At 32.3% G+C, this 20,159-nt stretch carries 20 protein-coding genes, 1 tRNA gene and 1 other RNA gene; 8 read left to right on the forward strand and 14 right to left on the reverse strand.

Annotated elements, in window-relative coordinates; all coding sequences use genetic code 11:
• Positions 1-41 precede the first annotated feature (41 nt).
• The 3 genes from ACXGQT_RS13020 (at position 42) to ACXGQT_RS13030 (ending at position 1,825) form a co-directional block, all read left to right on the forward strand.
• Entirely contained in the window at positions 42-401 is a 360-nt protein-coding gene (locus ACXGQT_RS13020) for an MmcQ/YjbR family DNA-binding protein (RefSeq protein ID WP_457829016.1), read from the forward strand.
• 70 nt (positions 402-471) lie between these two features.
• Positions 472-1,080: a GDSL-type esterase/lipase family protein gene (locus tag ACXGQT_RS13025; RefSeq protein WP_457829017.1), complete on the forward strand. Its 609-nt coding sequence runs from the start codon at positions 472-474 to the stop codon at positions 1,078-1,080.
• A gap of 16 nt (positions 1,081-1,096) precedes the next feature.
• Positions 1,097-1,825 carry an esterase family protein gene (locus tag ACXGQT_RS13030; protein ID WP_457829018.1) on the forward strand — a complete coding sequence of 243 codons (729 nt, stop codon included), beginning with the start codon at positions 1,097-1,099 and terminating at the stop codon, positions 1,823-1,825.
• Here the strand turns inward: ACXGQT_RS13030 and ACXGQT_RS13035 are convergent.
• Together ACXGQT_RS13035 and ACXGQT_RS13040 are read right to left on the reverse strand one after the other, a co-directional pair.
• Complete coding sequence (locus tag ACXGQT_RS13035; protein ID WP_457829019.1) at positions 1,822-2,289, reverse strand: OsmC family protein; 468 nt, start codon at positions 2,287-2,289, stop codon at positions 1,822-1,824. The two genes, ACXGQT_RS13030 and ACXGQT_RS13035, sit on opposite strands and share 4 nt — an antisense overlap.
• A complete protein-coding gene (locus ACXGQT_RS13040) occupies positions 2,282-3,679 on the reverse strand; it encodes a dipeptidase (RefSeq protein WP_457829020.1) in 1,398 nt (465 codons plus the stop codon). Before ACXGQT_RS13040 ends, ACXGQT_RS13035 begins: the two co-directional genes overlap by 8 nt.
• A gap of 90 nt (positions 3,680-3,769) precedes the next feature.
• Here ACXGQT_RS13040 and ACXGQT_RS13045 point away from each other — a divergent pair.
• Positions 3,770-3,851: transfer RNA gene (locus ACXGQT_RS13045), tRNA-Leu, on the forward strand.
• A 52-nt stretch (positions 3,852-3,903) separates the two neighbouring features.
• Here the strand turns inward: ACXGQT_RS13045 and ACXGQT_RS13050 are convergent.
• Positions 3,904-4,539, reverse strand: a complete 636-nt coding sequence (locus tag ACXGQT_RS13050) for a hypothetical protein (RefSeq protein ID WP_457829021.1) — start codon at positions 4,537-4,539, stop codon at positions 3,904-3,906.
• Positions 4,540-4,616: 77 nt separating this feature from the next.
• Here ACXGQT_RS13050 and ACXGQT_RS13055 point away from each other — a divergent pair, with 77 nt between their 5' ends.
• Positions 4,617-5,156 (forward strand): DNA mismatch repair protein MutS, encoded by a 540-nt coding sequence (locus ACXGQT_RS13055; RefSeq protein ID WP_457829022.1) that lies wholly within the window; start codon positions 4,617-4,619, stop codon positions 5,154-5,156.
• A 125-nt stretch (positions 5,157-5,281) separates the two neighbouring features.
• On the opposite strand, the gene ACXGQT_RS13060 is transcribed toward ACXGQT_RS13055, so the two are convergent.
• From ACXGQT_RS13060 to ACXGQT_RS13075, 4 genes are read right to left on the reverse strand one after another with little or no spacing between them, the layout of a single operon-like run.
• Complete coding sequence (locus ACXGQT_RS13060) at positions 5,282-7,114, reverse strand: ABC transporter ATP-binding protein (RefSeq protein ID WP_457829023.1); 1,833 nt, start codon at positions 7,112-7,114, stop codon at positions 5,282-5,284.
• Between the two features lie 3 nt (positions 7,115-7,117).
• The gene (locus ACXGQT_RS13065; protein WP_457829024.1) at positions 7,118-8,836 is read right to left on the reverse strand and encodes a phospho-sugar mutase; all 1,719 of its coding nucleotides are present in this window, start codon (positions 8,834-8,836) and stop codon (positions 7,118-7,120) included.
• 57 nt (positions 8,837-8,893) lie between these two features.
• The gene (locus tag ACXGQT_RS13070; protein WP_457829025.1) at positions 8,894-9,847 is read right to left on the reverse strand and encodes a glycosyltransferase family 2 protein; all 954 of its coding nucleotides are present in this window, start codon (positions 9,845-9,847) and stop codon (positions 8,894-8,896) included.
• Between the two features lie 7 nt (positions 9,848-9,854).
• Positions 9,855-10,370, reverse strand: a complete 516-nt coding sequence (locus tag ACXGQT_RS13075; protein ID WP_457829026.1) for a DUF4199 domain-containing protein — start codon at positions 10,368-10,370, stop codon at positions 9,855-9,857.
• Between the two features lie 143 nt (positions 10,371-10,513).
• On the opposite strand from ACXGQT_RS13075, the gene ffs reads away from it, so the two are divergent.
• Positions 10,514-10,612: signal recognition particle sRNA small type (gene ffs, locus ACXGQT_RS13080), an RNA gene on the forward strand.
• Between the two features lie 88 nt (positions 10,613-10,700).
• Here the strand turns inward: ffs and ACXGQT_RS13085 are convergent.
• The gene (locus tag ACXGQT_RS13085) at positions 10,701-11,555 is read right to left on the reverse strand and encodes an RluA family pseudouridine synthase (protein ID WP_457829027.1); all 855 of its coding nucleotides are present in this window, start codon (positions 11,553-11,555) and stop codon (positions 10,701-10,703) included.
• Positions 11,556-11,739: 184 nt separating this feature from the next.
• Here ACXGQT_RS13085 and ACXGQT_RS13090 point away from each other — a divergent pair, with 184 nt between their 5' ends.
• The gene (locus ACXGQT_RS13090; RefSeq protein WP_457829028.1) at positions 11,740-13,050 is read left to right on the forward strand and encodes a DEAD/DEAH box helicase; all 1,311 of its coding nucleotides are present in this window, start codon (positions 11,740-11,742) and stop codon (positions 13,048-13,050) included.
• Between the two features lie 96 nt (positions 13,051-13,146).
• Here ACXGQT_RS13090 and ACXGQT_RS13095 read toward each other — a convergent pair whose 3' ends face one another.
• The 4 genes from ACXGQT_RS13095 to ACXGQT_RS13110 all read right to left on the reverse strand — a co-directional run bounded on the left by ACXGQT_RS13095 (position 13,147) and on the right by ACXGQT_RS13110 (position 17,588).
• Complete coding sequence (locus tag ACXGQT_RS13095; RefSeq protein ID WP_457829029.1) at positions 13,147-14,091, reverse strand: DMT family transporter; 945 nt, start codon at positions 14,089-14,091, stop codon at positions 13,147-13,149.
• A gap of 38 nt (positions 14,092-14,129) precedes the next feature.
• A complete protein-coding gene (locus tag ACXGQT_RS13100; protein WP_457829030.1) occupies positions 14,130-15,440 on the reverse strand; it encodes a DEAD/DEAH box helicase in 1,311 nt (436 codons plus the stop codon).
• 18 nt (positions 15,441-15,458) lie between these two features.
• Positions 15,459-17,021, reverse strand: coding sequence for an NAD(P)/FAD-dependent oxidoreductase (locus ACXGQT_RS13105; protein ID WP_457829031.1), 1,563 nt, complete (start codon positions 17,019-17,021; stop codon positions 15,459-15,461).
• Between the two features lie 120 nt (positions 17,022-17,141).
• Positions 17,142-17,588, reverse strand: a complete 447-nt coding sequence (locus ACXGQT_RS13110) for a KTSC domain-containing protein (RefSeq protein ID WP_068827111.1) — start codon at positions 17,586-17,588, stop codon at positions 17,142-17,144.
• 487 nt (positions 17,589-18,075) lie between these two features.
• Between ACXGQT_RS13110 and ACXGQT_RS13115 the strand changes: the two genes are divergently transcribed.
• Entirely contained in the window at positions 18,076-18,357 is a 282-nt protein-coding gene (locus tag ACXGQT_RS13115; protein WP_457829032.1) for a GIY-YIG nuclease family protein, read from the forward strand.
• Positions 18,358-18,472: 115 nt separating this feature from the next.
• Here ACXGQT_RS13115 and ACXGQT_RS13120 read toward each other — a convergent pair whose 3' ends face one another.
• Together ACXGQT_RS13120 and ACXGQT_RS13125 are read right to left on the reverse strand one after the other, a co-directional pair.
• Complete coding sequence (locus ACXGQT_RS13120) at positions 18,473-19,420, reverse strand: tRNA dihydrouridine synthase (RefSeq protein WP_457829033.1); 948 nt, start codon at positions 19,418-19,420, stop codon at positions 18,473-18,475.
• 71 nt (positions 19,421-19,491) lie between these two features.
• Complete coding sequence (locus ACXGQT_RS13125; protein WP_457829034.1) at positions 19,492-20,130, reverse strand: hypothetical protein; 639 nt, start codon at positions 20,128-20,130, stop codon at positions 19,492-19,494.
• Between the last annotated feature and the right edge of the window lie 29 nt (positions 20,131-20,159).

Genomic DNA, 20,159 nt, shown 5'->3' on the forward strand with positions numbered 1-20,159 from the left:
ATCTTAGTAGGCATCCTGTTCTATCCTAAGAAAATAAAAAAATGAATATTGAAGATTTAAGAATGTATTGTGTGTCTAAAGCCCATGTAACCGAAAGTTTTCCATTTGATGAGTCTACATTGGTGTTTAAAGTAGCCGATAAAATGTTTGCTTTAGTGGGGTTGGAAAGAATTCCACATGCTGTAAATGTAAAGTGCAATCCAGATTTGGCTATTGAGTTAAGAGACAAATATCAATCAGTTACATCGGCATTTCATATGAATAAAAAACATTGGAATACTATTGAGTTAGCATCTGATATGCCTACAAATAACATTAAAGAATACATAGATCATTCATATAATTTGGTAGTTAGCGGTCTTACAAAAAAGAAACAAAAAGAATTAGGTTTTATAAAATAGTTAAATTTCAGTTAGTTAAGATCAAAAAAGAAATTTTAAGTAACTTTAGCCCTCGATTAAAAAATAGAAGATGTTTTGGTATAATGAAGAGTTAGAAAGATTAGAAGAGGAAAAGAAAAAGTTAACGTATAAACCCAATATGGTTTTTTATGGAAGTTCTTCTTTTAATTTATGGGAAGACATTCCTACATTTTTTGAAAAATTTTCTCCTGTTAATTTGGCGTTTGGAGGTTCTACTTTAGCTGCTTGTTCTTGGTTTTATAAAAAAAATTTTGAAGGACTAGAGCCTGGTGCTATTATGATTTATGCAGGAGATAATGATTTGGGTGATGGAAGACATCCGGAAGAGGTAGTCATGTTTTTTAGAACATTGCTAAGCCAAATAAGAAAAGATTACGGAAACATTCCTGTGTCTTTTGTATCTATTAAGCCAAGTCCCAGTAGGTGGTATTTAGAAGGAAGCATTCGTTATACAAATAGTAACATTAAAGAAATAACAAAAGAAGATAAAAACTTTTACTTTATAGATATTTATGATGCTATGTTAAATGCATCGGGTAAACCTAATCAAGATTATTTTATAGAGGACGGTTTGCATTTAAATAAAAAAGGTTACAAGGTTTGGTATGATATTATTTCAAAAAGCAAACAATCATTTCCTGTATTAGAGATGTCTTAATTTTTTAAATAAAACTATGAAAAGAGAATACCATAAATGGTATAGTCCTAACTTAGAAAAAGAAATGGAATTGTTAGTCTTTGGTCATTCTGGTGCAAAAGTTTTGTTTTTTCCACCTAGAATGGGTCGTTTTTATGATTACGAAAACTGGAAAGTAATACAGGCTTTAGAACAAAAAATAAACGAAGGTTTTTTACAAGTTTTTTGTATTGATAGTGTTGATACTGAAACTTTTTATAATACAAACGACCATCCGGGACATAGAATTTACAGGCATTCTCAATATGAAAATTATTTGTTACAAGAAGTTTTTCCTTTAATGCATCAGGTAAATAACAATCCTAATGTAATTTCTGCAGGCTGTAGTTTGGGAGCTTATCATGCTGTAAATATTGCCATGAGGCATCCTCATTTGTTTTGTAAGGTAGTTGGAATGAGTGGTCGTTATGATTTAACAGTTTGTAAAGGCTATTTTGATGATTTACTAGGAGGTTACCATAATGATTTTGTGTATTATCATATGCCTAATCAATATTTAAAAAACCTATATGACCAAAACCTTATTTCTGATATTAAAAACTTAGACATTGTTTTGGTTATTGGAAAAGATGATTTGTTTTTGGAAAGTAATTATCAACTAAAAGAAATTTTAGATGAAAAAGAAATATGCTACCAATTTCACGAATGGGATGGTGAAGCACACCGTGCCAAATATTGGCGAAAAATGGTAGATATTTATATTTAACAATATTCTATTTTTGGATTGTGTAAAATATTAAAGTTACAAGACCTTGCTATAAAACAATAATCATGTGCTTCGGTAAAAGCTTGTTCTATTAATTTTGCCTTGCATGATTTAATGGCTATAGAGGGTTGTAATAGTACCTCTTCAAATTGTCCACTTCCATTAGGGTTTACTTTTACCATACCCATAGGATTGTCTTTATAACTTACAATTTCTATGTTTTTTAAACTACAGATATAAAAAAAAGACATCATATAACAAGAAGAAAGTGCACTGAGCAACATTTCTTCAGGGTTATATAAAGTATTGTCTCCATGGAACGTAGCATCTGATGAGCCTGTTAAATTAGGTTTGTTATCAAAACTCAATTCATAAATACGTTCATAACTTAATTTATTTCTTTTGTTGGTGGTTAGTTTTCCTTTCCACTCTAAACCAATTTTATATGTATGTTCGTTATTCATTTTGTTGATGGATTTCTGTAAAATATTTATAAAAATAGGGAATGGTTTCTATTCCTTTATAAAAGTTAAACAAACCATAATGTTCGTTTGGAGAATGAATAGCATCACTATTTAAACCAAATCCCATTAAAATAGTATGACTTTTAAAAACTTCACTAAACAAAGAAACAATAGGAATACTTCCTCCTGAAGGTTGTGGAATTGGTGTGTTGGTAAAAGTTTCTGCATAAGCTCTGTAGGCCGCTTTATAACCAGTGGCATCTAAAGGGGTTTTATAGGCTTTTCCTCCATGATGTGGTTTTACGATTACTTTAACAGACTTTGGAGCTAGACTTGTAAAATAATCAGTAAATAAATGAGTGATTTCCTCAGGATCTTGTCCAGGAACCAATCGCATAGATATTTTAGCATATGCTTTTGAGGGCAATACTGTTTTTGCACCTTCACCAATATACCCTCCCCAAATTCCATTGACATCTAAAGTAGGTCTAATGGTGCTTCTTTCTAATGTTGAAAAGGTTTTTTCACCCCATTCTTCATGAATGTTTAATGCAGCATTGTAGTCCTTTTGATTAAAAGGAGCTTTGGCCATTTCAGCTCTTTCATTTAAAGGAATGTCTTGTACATTGTTGTAAAAACCAGGAATGCTAATGTGGTTGTTTTCATCGTGTAATTTAGCAATCATTTGGCTTAATATGTTAATAGGGTTTGCTACAGCACCTCCATAAAAACCAGAATGAAGATCCCTGTTAGGTCCTGTCACTTCAACTTCTACATAACTTAATCCACGTAAACCAGTGGTAATAGAAGGCTGTTCGTTAGAAATCATTCCAGTATCAGAAATTAAAATTACATCGTTTTTAAACAATTCAGTATGTTCTTTAATAAAGGGAGCAAGACTTGGTGATCCAATTTCTTCTTCTCCTTCAATCATAAACTTTACGTTACAAGGTAATTGATTAGTAGCAATTAAAAACTCAATAGCTTTAATGTGCATAAACATTTGTCCTTTGTCATCGCAAGCTCCTCTTGCAAAAATGGCTCCTTCGCGATGAATTGCTGTTTTTTTAATAGTCGGTTCAAAAGGGGGAGTGTCCCATAGTTCTATAGGATCTGCTGGTTGAACATCATAATGTCCATAAACCAATACGGTTGGTAGGTTGGTGTCTATAATTTTATCAGCATACACTACAGGGTTTCCGTTTGTAGGCATTATTTTAATGTTTTCACAACCTACATTGGTTAAACATTTTGCCACAGTTTCTGCTGTTTGTAAAATTTGAGGTTTGTAGTTAGGATCAGCGCTTATTGATGGAATTTTTAACAGTTCAAAAAGTTCATGTAAAAAACGTTTCTTGTGTTCGGATAGGTATTGATGAATGTTTTGCATGATAAAAAATTAAAGTATAGCTAAAATATAATATTTCTCTTTGCAAATTGTAACTATTGTTTATATTTGCAGTCGTTAAAGATTTTAACTGCAGGCGTGGTGGAATTGGTAGACACGCTAGACTTAGGATCTAGTGCCGCGAGGTGTGAGAGTTCGAGTCTCTCCGCCTGTACAAAAAAAGCCTTCACAATTTGTGAAGGCTTTTTTGATTTATATATAGAGGATTAAACAAGCTGATCTTGTACTTTTTTGAATAAGATTCCCATTTCTCCAGCAATTAGTTTAGAAGTATTTAGGTAAACTTCTTTTTCATTTTCTTCATCATCACTCCATTTAGGGTCTTTATAGGGTAAGTGAAAACGAGCCGAAGCATCTAAAATAACAGGACAATTTTCATCAGCATTCCCACAAGTAGTAATGGCTATAAAAGGAATTGCTATTATAGGGTCTTCAACAACTTTAGAATAGCATATAATTTCTTTATCGCAGCCGCTATAGCTGATTACGTATTTAGGGTTTTTATGGCTAAATTCTTCTAAGCTAAACTTAAAACCAGAAGTTTCCAAAGCTTTTAACGTACTAGAGTAAAATGAAGTAGTATTTGTTCCACTAGAAAAACTAAAGCCATTATTAATATTGTAATACTCCATAGCAAAATATGCCCATACTTGTGCAAATTGGCTTCTTCTAGAGTTATGTGTGCAAATAAAGTTAAGATTTACTTTTTCTTTAGTATTAATTGTTTTTACAATTTTATTGGCAATATTTTGTAGTAAAGTTTCTCTTTGAATATCTAACTTTGTAGTTCTGATAGCTCTTTCAAAAAAATCCTTGACATTGGCTTTTTGTAAGGTGGTCATTTAAGGTAATTTAACATTATAAAATACAAATATAGTAGGTAGGTCATTATCATATGTTAATATATAATTAAGGAACAATGAAACTTGAATTAGGTAATAAAGTACTGGTAAAAGATTCTGTAATTAAAGGGATTGTGACTAAAGTATTGAAAAACAGTGTGCTGGTTTTGGATGAAGATGGCTTTGAGTTAGAGTATAACTCAAGTCAATTAATTTTAGTAAAAGTAGAACAGTCAGAAATGTCTAAATTCTCTGATATTAATAATAAAATGTTACGTCAAAAAGAATTGTTTGTAGAGAATAGTAAAAGGAGTTCTAAAAAATCTAAGCAAGAAAAATATGGTGTGGTGATGGAGGTAGATTTACATATAGAAAAACTGGTAAAGTCTGCTAGCGGAATGTCTAATGGTGATATTTTAAACAAGCAATTAGACACGGCTCAACACAAAGTTGATTTTGCCATTAAAAACAGAATACCTAAGATAGTTTTTATACACGGAGTAGGAGAGGGCGTTTTAAAAGAAGGCTTATATAGTATTTTTAATAGATACTCTTTAAAATATGAGGAAGCTTCTTATCAACGGTATGGTTTAGGAGCTACTGAAGTTACTTTTTAAAACACAAGATGAACAAAGGCAGTAAATTTTAAAGAATTTACTATCTACATCTCGACTTCGCTCGATGACCTATTATAATAATCTTTTGGATTCTGGTCACTGAGCGTAGTCGAAGTGTTAGTTGTTTATGATTCTAAAGATTGCATATTTACTAAGTTGTAATATGTTCCTTTTAAATTAATCAATTCTTCGTGTTTTCCTTGCTCTACAATTTCTCCTTTTTTCATTACAACAATAACGTCTGCATTTTGAATGGTAGATAATCTATGGGCAATTACAATAGAAGTTCTATTTTCCATCATGTTTTCTAAAGCTTGTTGCACCAAGTGTTCAGATTCTGTATCTAAAGCAGAAGTAGCTTCGTCTAAAATCATAATTGGTGGGTTTTTAAACACCGCTCTTGCAATAGCAATTCTTTGCTTTTGTCCACCAGAAAGTAATCCTCCACTATCTCCAACAGGGCTGTTGTAGCCTAAGGGAATATCTTTAATAAACTCGTGAGCATTGGCAATTTTTGCTGCTTTTATAACATCATCATCATTAGCATTGTTAACTCCCAGAGCAATGTTGTTTTTAACAGTATCGTTAAAAAGTAAGGCTTCTTGAGCTACAATTCCCATTTGAGCACGCAAAGATTTGGTGTTGATGGTTTTGATATCAACTCCATCAATGGTAATTTTTCCTTCGTTTACATCCCAAAAACGAGTAATTAAATTGGCTAAGGTAGATTTTCCACTTCCTGATTGTCCTACCAAGGCTACGGTTTTTCCTTTAGGAATGGTTAAAGAAAAGTTCTTTAAAACATATTCTTGATCATATTTAAAAGAAATATTATCAAACACAATTTCGTGATTAAATCCTGTAATTTCTACAGCATTTTTTTGATCTGCCAAAGGATTGGTGCTATCTAAAATTTCAATCACACGCTCAGCAGCTGCATTCCCTGTTCTAATAGTGTTGTTGGCTTTAGAAATGGCTTTTGCAGGTGTTAGTATGTTGTAAGCCAGCCCCATAAATACAATAAAGGCACTTGGTTGAATGGATTGTCCTACCAACACCATTCTACCTCCAAACCAAAGTAAACAAGCAATGGTGGCAATTCCTAAAAACTCACTTGTAGGACTAGAAGCAGCTCCACGTTTCCCTACTTTATTACTTAACCTAAGAATTTTGTTACTTAATTCGTGATACCTATTAATCACAAAAGTTTCGGCATTAAAAGCTTTTATAATTCTCAATCCTGTAATAGCTTCTTCAAGACTGCTTAACATATTTCCTCCTTGTTGAAAAATAGCAGTTGATTGTTCTTTAATTTTTTTGGTAATGATTGAAATAACAAAACCAGATACAGGAATAAAAGTGAAAATAAAAAGAGATAATTTCCAGCTCATATTAAACATAATGATCAATGTAAAAATAATGTTTAAAGGCTCTCTAATAAAAGTGATGACTAAATCTAAATAGGTATTGTTTACCGTTCCAATATCTCCCGTAGCTCTAGAAATAATATCTCCCTTTCTTTTTTCTGAATAGAAAGAAACAGGTAATGAAATAATTTTTTCAAACATTTCATTTCGTATATCTCGTAAAACATCATTTTTTAAAAACATCATGTAAATGTTTCCTAAATACCCAAACATGTTTTTTAGTAAAAAGACAAAAACAACTCCTAACACCATATAAGTTAAAGTGTTTTCAATACCATTATCAAGAGTGTTTGTAGTTACAAAATAATTTAAAAAACTTTCTAAATATTCTTTGTTTAGATGTGTAATTCCAGGAAAATCTGGCTTAATAGTTATAGGATCTGTTTCTCCAAAAATAACACTCAATACAGGCATTAATGTCACAAAAGACAAAGCACTAAACAAGGCATATAATATGTTAAATAAAATGGCAAAAAAACCTTGCCATTTGTATGGCAAGGCATAGGTTAAAAATCTTTTAAAGTTTTTCATTCATTAATTTAGGTTTAAGGCCACAATTACATCTTTAATTTTTTGATCTAATTGGGCTTCTACTAATTCCGCTTGGTCATGACTGTTTAAAGTCCCTTTAACACCAAAGTAGAATTTTATTTTTGGTTCTGTACCACTAGGTCTCACACAAACTTTTGTTCCGTCTTCTGTGTGGTAAATTAATACATTAGATTTTGGAACATCAATACTTGTTTCTTCTCCAGTGATTAAATTCTTTTTGATAGACGTTTCATAATCACAAACATACTTTACAGGAGAACCTAAAATTTCTTTGATAGGATTTTCACGGAAATTAGCAATCATTTGTTGAATTTGAGCAGCTCCATCCATTCCTTTTTTAGTAATAGAAATTAAACTTTCTTTGTAGTATCCGTGTTGGATGTAAATGTCTAATAATTGTTTGTATAAAGTTGTTCTGTTAGCTTTTGCATGTGCAGCCATTTCACAAGCTAACAAACAAGAAGTTACAGCATCTTTATCGCGAACAAAATCACCAATCATGTAACCGAAACTTTCTTCACCACCACCAACAAAATCTTTAGTAGGGTTATCAGCAATGGCTTTTCCAATCCATTTAAATCCTGTTAACGTAATAACAGTGTCAATTCCATAATGATCAGCTAAAACTTTTACCATTTCAGAAGAAACAATTGTTGTAGCTGTAAACTGAGTTCCGTTTAATTTTCCTGCTTTTTTCTTTTGATTGATTAAGAAATCAGTCATTAAAATCATGGTTTGGTTCCCATTTAACAACTTCATATTTCCGTCTAAATCTCTCACGGCAATTCCTAAACGATCACTGTCAGGGTCACATCCCATTAAAATATCTGCATCAATTTTGTTAGATAATTCAGTAGCCATGGCTAAAGCTTCTGGTTCTTCTGGGTTTGGTGATTTTACTGTAGGAAAATCTCCGTTAGGAGTAGCTTGTTCTTCTACAATATGCACATCGCTAAAACCAGCTTTGTCTAAAACTTGAGGGACAGATTTTATAGAAGTTCCGTGTAATGCAGTAAAAACAATTTTTAAGGCATTTCTGTCAACCTCTCCAAAAGTTCCATTATCTACAGATACTTGGTTAAAAGCATTGTCAACTTCTTCTCCAATATAAGTTAGTAAGCTGTCGTTTGCTTCAAACTTAATTTTATCAAAAGAAATTTTGTTTACTTCGTTAATAATCAATCCATCGTTTGGAGGCGTTACTTGGCAACCATCGGCTCCATATACTTTGTATCCGTTGTATTCAGGTGGATTATGAGATGCTGTTAATACAATTCCTGCATCTGCATTTAAGTGGCGAACTGCAAAAGATAATTCTGGAGTAGTTCTTAAATCATCAAACAAAAAAACTTTAATTCCGTTGGCTGTAAAAACATCAGCAACTACTTTTGCAAATTCCTTACTATTATGTCTACAATCATAAGCAATAACAGTACTTAGTTCTTTGTTTGGGTTGTTCTGAATTAAAAAGTTAGAAAGTCCTTGAGTGGCTTTTCCTAAAGTGTATTTATTAATTCTGTTGGTTCCTGCTCCCATAACTCCACGCATTCCTCCAGTTCCAAACTCCATGTTTTTGTAGAATCTGTCTGTAAGTTCTTCAGGGTTATTGTCTATTAAATCTTGAATTTCTTTTTGAGTTTCTGCATCAAAAGTAGAGGTTAGCCATTGTTTTGAAGCTTCAATAATTTCAGGAGTTACCATGTGTGATTATTAAGTTTGATTAGTATTTTTTAGTTTTATAAATATATAGAATCTACTTTATATTTCTTTTTCAATATAGTATAAATTGTTGGTTTTTCTGTTTTTTAAAATCATCTCTCCAATAAACCCTGCAATAAACAATTGAGTTCCCAAAATCATGGTGGTTAAGGCAATATAAAACAATGGATTGTTGGTTACCAAATTTGCAGATTGATGATAATAAAAAACGATGATTAATTTTTGAATACCAATATAAGCAGTTGCTATAAAACCGAATAGAAACATAAAAGTTCCCATTAAACCAAATAAATGCATGGGGCGTTTTCCGAATTTTGATAAAAACCACAAGGTGATTAAATCTAAAAATCCGTTGGTAAATCTGTCAATTCCAAATTTAGTTTCTCCGTATTTTCTTGCTTGATGTTGTACTGGTTTTTCGGCAATGTTTTTAAAACCTACATTTTTTGCAAGAATTGGGATATAGCGATGCATTTCTCCAGTGACATCAATGTTTTTAATAACTTTTTTTTGATAAGCTTTTAGTCCACAATTAAAATCATTCAACTCAATTCCGGAAGTTTTTCTAGCTGCCCAGTTGAATAATTTAGAAGGAATGTTTTTTCTTATTTTAGAATCATAACGTTTCTTTTTCCATCCACTTACAATATCATAACCTTGTTGGGTTACCATATTATAAAGTTCTGGAATTTCTTCGGGACTGTCTTGCAAATCTGCATCCATGGTAATAATAACATTACCTTCTGCTTTTTTAAATCCTGCATTTAATCCTTGCGATTTCCCAAAGTTTTTTAAGAATTTAATCCCCTTCACGTTTGAGTTTTGGGTTTGTAAGGCTGTAATCATGTTCCAGGAATCATCCGTACTTCCATCATCAATAAAAATAAGTTCGTAACTGTAATTATTTTGCTCCATTACTGTTACAATCCATTGGTGTAATTCTTGTAAAGAATCCGCCTCATTTAACAATGGAATTACAATAGATATTTGCATGCTGTTTTTATTTATTACGTACAAATATAGCAGTTACTACGGCTGTAATAAAACCTATAAATAAATTAACAGCAATACTAAACAAAATAGTTCCTGGTAAAAAGGCATTTCTAGAAAGTTGTATTGCATTGTTTAAATCTTCTTCATTTGTAAACTGTCCAGATGCAATTGAGCGTTCTCTGTTCATTTGTTCAAATTCAGCCAAAGTATTAGGTTCTATACTGTAGATAAATAATAATGAATAAGCAATATAAACCAAAGCGGTAATCAACCCAATGATTAAACCAGGTTTAACAATTTGTCCAAAACTTTCAATGTTGCTATTTTTTTTCAAAAAGATAATAGCAAATACAATTACTATTACAGGAATAATTAAACCAATTAAAGAAAATACAGAATCTCTTTCTCCAATATATGGATTGGTTTGTGTAACAGTATTGATGATTACTTCATTTAAAACTAATAAAAGTCCAGAAAGGATTCCGAATTTTAAAACAGGTTTTGTGCTAAAAAATGAATTCATTGAGTTGTTTTCTATTTAAAATTTAATGGCAAATATAGGTATTTATTAGGCTAAAGTGTACGCTTTGAATAAGATGAATTGAATGTTAAAAAATCATGTGTTAAATGTTGTGAGAATTGTAATAAGGTTGTAAATTTGCGGCCGGGCAAGTCCTACACAACTAGCTCCCTCGGAATCCCCCAGGGCGGGAACGCAGCAAGGGTACTTGGTTGTAGCGGTGTGATGTAGGCAGCTTGCCCTTTTTTACAACAAATATTAGTAAGTTTATTTACATAATCATCCAGCTCAAAAGGCTGGATTTTGTGTTTCTAAAAGGGAATAATTAGGATGTTAAATAAATAGCTTGTTGAATTTAGCGGGTGTTTCTTTTTTAATCACTAGCTTTTTTAAGGTATAAGGGTGTATAAACTCTAAAGTTTTGGCATGTAAAAACAATCCTTTTCCTTTTAAAATTTTGTTTTCAATTCCATGTTCAGTATCTCCAAGAATAGGATTTCCTATATGTGCACAGTGAATTCTTAGTTGATGTCTTCTTCCTGTATGAGGAGTTAGTTGTACCAAATTTAATTTTTGAAATCTTTCGGACTCCACTGTTTTTAAAACTTGATAGCTCGAAAGACTTTCTTTTCCATCAATAGAAAAATCTATAGTTCCTTGGTTTTTCATTTCACCAATGGTAATGGCTTCGTATGTTTTTTGAATGGTTTTGTCTTCAAATAACTTTCCTAATTCCCTTATGCTAGTAGCTGTTTTGCCAGTTAATAACAATCCGCTTGTGGCAAAATCTAATCTGTGTACAGGTTGTGGTTTTACGGCGTTTTCTAGCGTACTAGGTTTTAAGTTAAAAGGCAAAGCATTACTTACTGTTTTGGCTTTATTACCACTAACTAATAACCCTGCAGGTTTGTATATAACAGCTAAGTAATCATCTTCGTAAACAACTTCAAGTTCTAAACTGATGTTTTTTTTAATGAGGTTTTCATTTTCTAACAATTCAATTTTTTCTCCACCAACAATGAATTGCCCAGAAACTCCACGTTGATTATTGACTAAAATCAATCCTTTTTTAATGGCTTTTTTAATTCCTGCTTTGGTTGGAATACTAGCAAAAATACCCACGGCATAATCAGACAATCTGATGCCGTATGGTAAGTTAGGAGATGTGTGGGTTTCTATGATTTTCATTTAACACTAAGCTAAAGTATTCTACTTGAATATTTATAGGTTTTATCTGCTAAATTTATAATGATTTAAAGGTCTATCTATCTCATTATCAAACATTATAAAAAAGTAGAGTAATATCATTTATTAAGTCGTACCTTTGCAGCCGCTACAGAATTGACTTTAAAGCAATTCTTAAAATATATTTATGACATTTGAATCTTTAGGATTATCAGAGGCTATTTTAAAAGCCATTAACAAAAAGGGATATACGGAGCCCTCAGCCATTCAGCAAAAAGCCATTCCACATATTTTACAAGGAAAAGATGTTTTGGCATCTGCACAAACCGGAACAGGAAAAACAGCAGGATTTACATTACCGTTATTACACTTATTATCTACCCAAAATAGATGGAAGAGAAGACCTATTCGTGCTTTAGTATTAACTCCAACAAGAGAGTTGGCAGCACAGGTTTATGATAACGTTAGAGAATACAGTGAGTTTTTGGACATTAAATCTGCTGTAATTTTTGGAGGTGTAAAACCCAAACCACAAATTACAACATTAAGAAGAGGGGTAGATGTGTTGGTGGCAACACCAGGTAGATTATTAGACCTTATCAATCAAGAAGCATTATCGTTATCTAAAATAGAAATATTGGTTTTAGACGAAGCTGATAGAATGTTAGACATGGGATTTTTAAGAGATATTAAAAAAGTATTATCTCTTGTTCCAGAAAAAAGACAAAATTTATTGTTCTCAGCAACTTTTTCGGCAGACATAAAAGCTTTGGCTAATACTTTTATGGATACCCCTGTATCTGTAGAGTCTGCTCCACAGAACACTACAGCAGAAAAAGTAAAACAAACTTTTTACAATGTAAATAAAGGAGACAAAGCACAAGCTGTTATTGGTATGATTAAAAGTGGTAAATGGAGTCAAGTGTTGATTTTTACCCGTACCAAACACGGAGCTAATAAATTGGCAGAAAAATTATCAAAAGCAGGAATTACTTCTGCTGCCATTCATGGAAATAAAAGTCAAGCAGCTAGAACCAAAGCTTTAGAAGGGTTTAAGAAAAATTCTGTAAGAGTTTTGGTGGCTACTGATATTGCTGCTCGTGGATTGGATATTCCTTTGTTGCCACACGTAATTAACTACGAACTACCAAATGTACCTGAAGATTACGTACACAGAATAGGTCGTACAGGTAGGGCAGGGGCTAGCGGACATGCTATTTCTTTGGTTTGTGGAGAAGAAATAAAATTTGCTTTGGATATTGAAAAATTGCTTGGGTTAAAATTGCCTATGCAGAACTTAGAAGGATTTGATTTTAAAGCTCCAACGGCTGAAGAATTAAAAGCCATGAAAAAAGGCCCTTCAAGAACTACTTCACCAAAAGCAAGTAACAAACCTAAAACAGCAAAGAAAAAAGCGAAACCAGGAGAAACTCCTAAATGGGTACAGAGCAAAAGAAATGCGGCTTCTAAATTAGGAAGAAGTAGAAATAGAAAATAATAATCTAGTACAAAGTACAGAGTAAAAATAATACTGTTCACTAACAGTAGCAATGAAATAAAAACTCCCAAAACGAATTTCATTTTGGGAGTTTTTTTATCTAACAATATTTCTGATAGGTGGTGGAGTGCGTTTTTTTCTACTGAATTTACCATTGATAATAAAAACGGCTACAATTCCTAAAGCACCTCCAACAACTGTATTCCATAAAATTTGTTCTCCAATAAAAAGATAAGAAGTTAGTACGGCTGTACTTGGAACAATAAAAATATAAGTACTCGCTTTTTCAGCACCAATTCTTGCGGTTACATATAAAAAACAAGTAGTAGCTAGAGCAGAGTTTACAATTCCAAAATATAAAATGTTTAGCCAAAATTTGGTGTCAGCATTAAGTAGTGTTTGTTCTAAGCTTTTAAAATCAACAAAAAAACAAAGTATGATGGCAGCAACAATATGTGTCCATAAACTAAAACCAATGGCATTTCCAAATTTGTTGGCATGAGAACTAATTTTACTCATCACTGCCCAAACAAAAGCAGCTAATAAAAAGTATATATTTCCAGTACTAAAAATAGCATCGCTATTGTCCCATACTTTAAGTAAGGTCATTCCTGCTATAAATCCCAATAAGAGTCCAATGTATTCTTGTTTTTTGGGAAGTATTTTACTGATGAGTAAGCCAATAATATAAGCAAAAATAGGGTTGATGGTGGTGACTAAAACGCCTCCAGCTCCTGCAAATCCCTTATGAACTCCTTTAAAAAAGAATAGTGTATAAAGTAAAATAAAAACAGAAGCACCTATTACATGGAACCAACCTTTTTTACTTACGTTGATTTTAATTTTTGTGAAAAAAGTTAAGAGAATTAAAGTTAGTGGCACTAAAATAAAACGCATTAAACTTAAGTTTAAGGCACTGGTGTAGGTTCCTAAAACCTTGGCACATGTCCAACTAGTTCCCCATGTGCACATGCTAATAATCATGGCGGCAAGGAGAATTTTTTCTTTTTTACTGTGAGATTTGGTAGGGGTGGTTTGCATTTTTTACTTTTTCATGTTGATAACATAAAAGTAAGAAATCAGATTTCAGTAATCCTAACTTTCTTTTTCTTTAATCTTTGGTTATTAATGATGTCTAGTAAAGCTTTGGTGTTTTTAAGTTTTACAGAAACAAAAGCACAATCGTGTTTTAGTTCAATGACTCCCACTTGGTTTCCAGATAAGTTTCCTTTTTTAATCAACAGTCCAGCAATATCTCCTTTAGATATTTTGTCTTGTCTCCCTCCAGAAATAAACAGAGTTTTCCAAGATGATGGTTCTGGCAAAGTATTTTGTTGCAAATGTGCTACGTCATCAATATTGATGAATTCTGGTAAATCCTCTTTTTTCCATTGAATTACATAAGCCGTTCCTTGGCTGTTCATTCTGGCAGTTCTACCGTTTCTGTGGGTAAACTCCTCCACTTTTAAGGGCAATTGGTAATGAATTAAAAAATCAATTTCAGGAATGTCCAATCCACGAGCAGCCAAATCTGTGGCAATTAAAATGTTGTAAGTTCCATTACGGAATTTTATCAAAGCACGTTCTCTGTCTTTTTGTTCCAATCCTCCATAAAAACAACCGTGAGAAATTTCGTGTTCGTTTAAATAATCGCTTACCCTAGCGATACTGTCTTTAAAATTGCAAAAAATAATTCCTGATTTATTCCCAATATGGCATAAGGTGTCTACCAAGGTTTTTAGTTTGTCTTTGTCTGGAGACAATACTTTTTGGATGACTAATTGAGATTTTTTTTCACTTAAAAAATTAATTTCTACAGGATTTTGAATTCCTACAAAAGTTGGGATATCAATTTCTTGTGTTGCAGAGGTTAATATTTTTTGCTTGATAGATGGGAGCAAGTTGATGATTTCGCTCATTTCTTCTTCAAAACCTACTTCTAAAGATTTGTCAAATTCATCTAAAATTAAGGTATGAATATCAAACGTTTCAAAACTATTTTTACGTAAATGATCTGCAATTCTACCAGGTGTACCAATTAAAACACTTGGGGTGTGGGCTAGTTCAATTTTGTCTTTAGACATCGGCCTTCCTCCGTACACACAATTGGCTTTAAAACCCGTTCCCATTTCTCTAAAAACTTGCTCAATTTGTATGGCCAATTCCCTAGAAGGTGTAATAATTAAGGTTTGCATTTCTTTACTATCTGAACTTAATTGTTCCAACATAGGTAACAAAAAAGCCAGGGTTTTTCCTGTTCCTGTTGGCGATAACAATATCACATCTTTGTGAGTAGCAATGGCTTCTTGAGCAGCTTCTTGCATTGGGTTTAATGCATTAATCCCTAATTTAGAAAGAATACTTGCTTGATTTTTGTAGTTTGTAGACATTGTTTTTGTTTGTAAAGGCTATGCCTTTAAATTTTGAATAGCAGCCTCTGCACAGCGTTCACCGTCCATAGCTGCAGATATAATTCCACCCGCATAACCACCACCTTCACCACAAGGGAATAAACCTTGAATTTCGGGGTGTTCTAAATTCTCTTTTCTTGGAATGTTTACGGGTGATGAGGTTCTAGACTCTACTCCCACAATATTGGCTAAATTGGTGTTATAACCATGCATTTTTGCTCCAATTTGTGCAAAACCTTTACGTAACCTACCTCCAATAGCTTTGGGTAATAAAGAATGTAACGGGGCTGAATTTAATCCCGGTTGATAAGAGGTTGGATTTAATTCTGGAGACAATTTTCCATCAATAAAATCGGTTAATCTTTGCGCTGGAGCTGTTTGTGTTCTTCCTCCAGCAGTAAAAGCCAATCGCTCTAAATCTTTTTGATACTGTAATCCTTTTAATGCTCCGTATTGCTCGTATTTAAACAAATCTTTATCGGCATTAATTTCTACTACAATTCCAGAATTGGCAAATACGTTGTTTCGTTTAGATGGTGACATTCCGTTAACTACCACTTCGCCATTGGCGGTAGCGGCGGGCACAATAAATCCACCAGGACACATACAAAAAGAATATACACCACGTTCTCTTACTTGTTCTACCCATCCGTAGGCAGCAGCAGGTAATAACTCATGTCTGCTTCCTTCACAGTGGTATTGAATGCTATCAATAATTTCTTGTGGATGTTCTACACGAACTCCCATGGCAAAAGATTTTGCTTGTAAAGCAATTTTCTTTTTGTCTAACAACTCATAAATATCACGAGCAGAATGACCTGTAGCTAAAATCAATGCTTTGGCAGCAAGTTCTTTTCCGTTTTGTAATTGTATGGCTTGTAGTTTATTGTTTTTGGTAATGATGTCAACAACTCTAGATTCAAAATGAACTTCTCCTCCGTAATGGATAATATTTTCACGAATCTTAGCAATAATTTTAGGAAGTTTATTGGTTCCAATATGCGGATGTGCATCAATTAAAATTTGTTCTGTAGCTCCATGATACACTAGGTTTTCAAAAATCCTACGGACATCTCCACGTTTTAAACTTCGGGTATATAATTTTCCATCAGAATAGGTTCCAGCACCACCTTCTCCAAAACAATAGTTAGAATCATCATTAACATTGTGGAACTGATTAATTTGACGTAAATCTCTACGTCTGTCTTGCACATTTTTTCCACGTTCTAAAACCACAGGTTTGTAACCCAATTCTATACAACGCAAGGCAGCATACATTCCTGCAGGCCCAAAACCTACAATGTGAATTTCTGGTTTGTTAGAAACATCTTGGTAATTAAATTGATATTCAGATTGCTCTGGAGCAGCTTCTTTTATATAAACAGCTACTTTGTAATTAAAGTAAATTTGAGGTTTACGAGCATCAATAGATTTTCGTAAGACTTTTACAGTTGTAATGTCTTTTCTAGGGATGCTTAACCATTGTGCAGCTTTTATTTCTAAAATATTAACCTTGGTTTCCTCTTGCAGTTTTATACGAAGTTGAATTTCTTTTACCATGTGGCAAAAATAAGTTATTCATATTGTAAAAGGTAAAAAGTTAATTGTAAAAAGTACTTCTCTAATTAAAAAAAAAATTAGAGGTCTTTTTACCTTTTTCAATAATTAGGTAGATAAAAGTTATGCTTCTACTGTTCCTTTTTTAGATTTTCGGTAAGTAAAAGATTTAAAAATATTACGTCTACCAAAGTTGTTGATGGATTTACTATTCACAAACTTTAAAAATAATTTATGATTTACCCCAAAGTATTCATAAGTGTTTCCATCCGTAAAAGTAACTTCTAACAGCATACTTTTATGATGGTAATCAGCTACCTGAGATTCGGTAATAGTTTTGGTATATTCTTCTAAGTGAGCCTCTTTAGTTTCTGGAGCAATACTTACTAAAAAATGATATCCATCTATAATTTTAGTACTTATTTCTTCAGCCTCTAATTTTTCTTTTTCATCCTGAAATTTATCTGGATGCCATTGTTTTACCAATCCTCTATAAGTAGTTTTTAATTCTTTTAGATTGATGGCTCCTTCTACTTTAAAAAGCTTTTTGTATTCGTTTATACGCTTCATGTTTTGTTTTTTCAGATGAAGCGGCAAAGCTATTCATAATAATATAGAATACAGTATTTTAAATTGTATTTATGTAAGGGATTTTGATGAGAATAATGTGGCTGTTTCTCGCTATACTGTATTTATTTTAGCATAGCATAGTTATAGAGTTGTAATGCTATTTATGATGTGACCTTGAAACGAGTTCAAGGTGACGTGTAGCATGTATTTGCCTTTCCGTCATGCTGAATTTATTTCAGTATCGCACAGTTATAGAGTTTTAAGACTTTTTGTGATGTGACTTTGAAACAAGTTCAAGGTGACGTGTAGTATGTATTTGTTTTTTCGTTATGCTGAATTTATTTCAGTATCGCACAGTTATAGAGTTTTAAGACTTTTTTGTGATGTGACCTTGAAACGAGTTCAAGGTGATGTGTAGCATGTATTTGTCTTTTCGTCATGCTGAACTTGTTTCAGCATCTCATCTAAATAAATTATCTTTATAAAGATGAAAAAGAGTTATGTATACATAATGACAAATAAATATAGAACAACTTTTTATATTGGAGTTACTTCTGATTTGTCAAAAAGAATTGTAGAACATTCTTCAGGGCAAGGAAGTATGTTTACTCAAAAATATAACTTGAAATTTTTGGTTTATTATGAAGAGTTTACAGAAATCATCCAAGCTATTGCAAGAGAAAAACAGTTGAAAAATTGGAAAAAAGAATGGAAGGTTAATTTGATAAAAGAATTAAATCCAACATTAGAAACAATTGAATTATTATAATATTGGGATGTGACCCTGAAACGAGTTCAGGGTGACTATTATACTAGATATTTCTTAATTTTTCGTCATGCTGAACTTGATTCAGCATCGCATTGTGAGGTTTCATAAAAAGTGATTATTTCTGCTTGGCAAAAATTTCTGCTACAGCAGCTTTGTATTTTACTTGATTCCCTGCCTTTTTTATGGCTTTGTAAGTTTTTTGAGGATTGTCAAAAGATTGAGAAAAATATTCCCAAAAGCCTAACATTTTCATCTTAATAGGAGTGGGTCCAGACAAAGCCTCATCGTATTGCTGATAAATAGTATCATGGAAGTCTTTAAATATTTGCCATCTGTTTTCAGGATATTCTGTGCAGTCATTTTTAATCATGCTAGGTAAAAAAGGATCGGCAATTAATCCACGACCAATCATAAAATGATCTACAGTTGGGAAACGTTCTTTAATTTTTCTATAGGCAGCTACACTGGTAATATCTCCGTTGTAATAAAGTTTGTGAGGTGATTGTTCCAAGCATTTTTCAAAAGCATCTAAATCAACTCCACCTTTGTATAGTTGTTTTCCTATACGGGCATGGATGGCAATATTCTTTAAAGGATATTTAGCAAGTGTTTTAAACGTTTCTAAAATTTCGGTAGGTTCATCATAACCCATTCTCATTTTCATAGAAATGGTTAAGTCACTTTCTGTATGTGCTTTGTGTAGAACTTCATCAATTTTTTGAGGCTGACAAATCATTCCAGATCCCATTCCTTGTTTGGTTACCATTGGGTATGGGCATCCTAAATTCCAGTTTAATTCTTTGTAACCTAAAGATTTTACATAATTCAAGGCAAATAAAAATTCATCAGGATTGTTTGTCATCACCTGAGGAATTAAAGTTGGCACATGGTTGTTGTCTGGATTTAAATCACGTTGATAATTGTTTTTAATCACCAACTTACCATTCATTTTAATATAAGGAGCGTAAAAAGTATCAATCCCTCCAAAATAATGGTAAAACGCATTACGGAATCTAAAGTCTGTAAATCCTTGTAAAGGAGATGATAAAAGTGTGATGGACATCCAAAAAATTTTGGCAAAAGTAGTGAAAAACAAAACCACTCAATTAAAAAAAGAGTGGTTTGCGAATTGTTTTAGTACAAATGTTGTTCGTTTAGTTGTTTTATTAAATCTTGTGCAACATGTTTAGGAATGTTGTTGAACAAGTCATCGGCATTTTGTATGTTGTATTTGCTTCTAAAAACTATAGAATCTTGACTTACATCAAAACCTGTAAAAGTATAGGTGTATTTAAGGTTGCTAGAATCGGTAGTGGCATTGTAACTATCTTTGTTAAAGACTTCTTCTTCAAAATTTAATTTGGTGTAAGACCTGTTGATGTTTTTTTGTTGAATAATAATTAACAAATCAATATTCTTATCTAAGAGTTCTTCATCAATGTTTTGTTGAATTTCTTCTTCGCTTAAGACTAGGGTTTTGTCTAGGTTGTTTTTTATTAAATAATAATCAGCATATTTATTTTGATTATTTAATTGCTCTTTTGCTGTTTCAACAATTTTGGTGTTAATTTTAGAGATGGTTAAATTGTTTTTGAGCTCAGTGTCAAAAAGTTTTTTAACAATGTTTTTGTTGGTATAATAACTGTCTATTACAAATAAAACTCGCTTATAAGTAGGAGGAACATCATTTTTTGTTTTGTTGGCAGTTGTTTTAGAAGCACTACTACAACTTGCAAGAATAAGAATGTTTAGAAAACAGATGATTTTCTTCATGAAATATTATTTTAGGTGCAAATGCAAAT

The organism is Wenyingzhuangia sp. IMCC45467 (genome assembly GCF_054111205.1).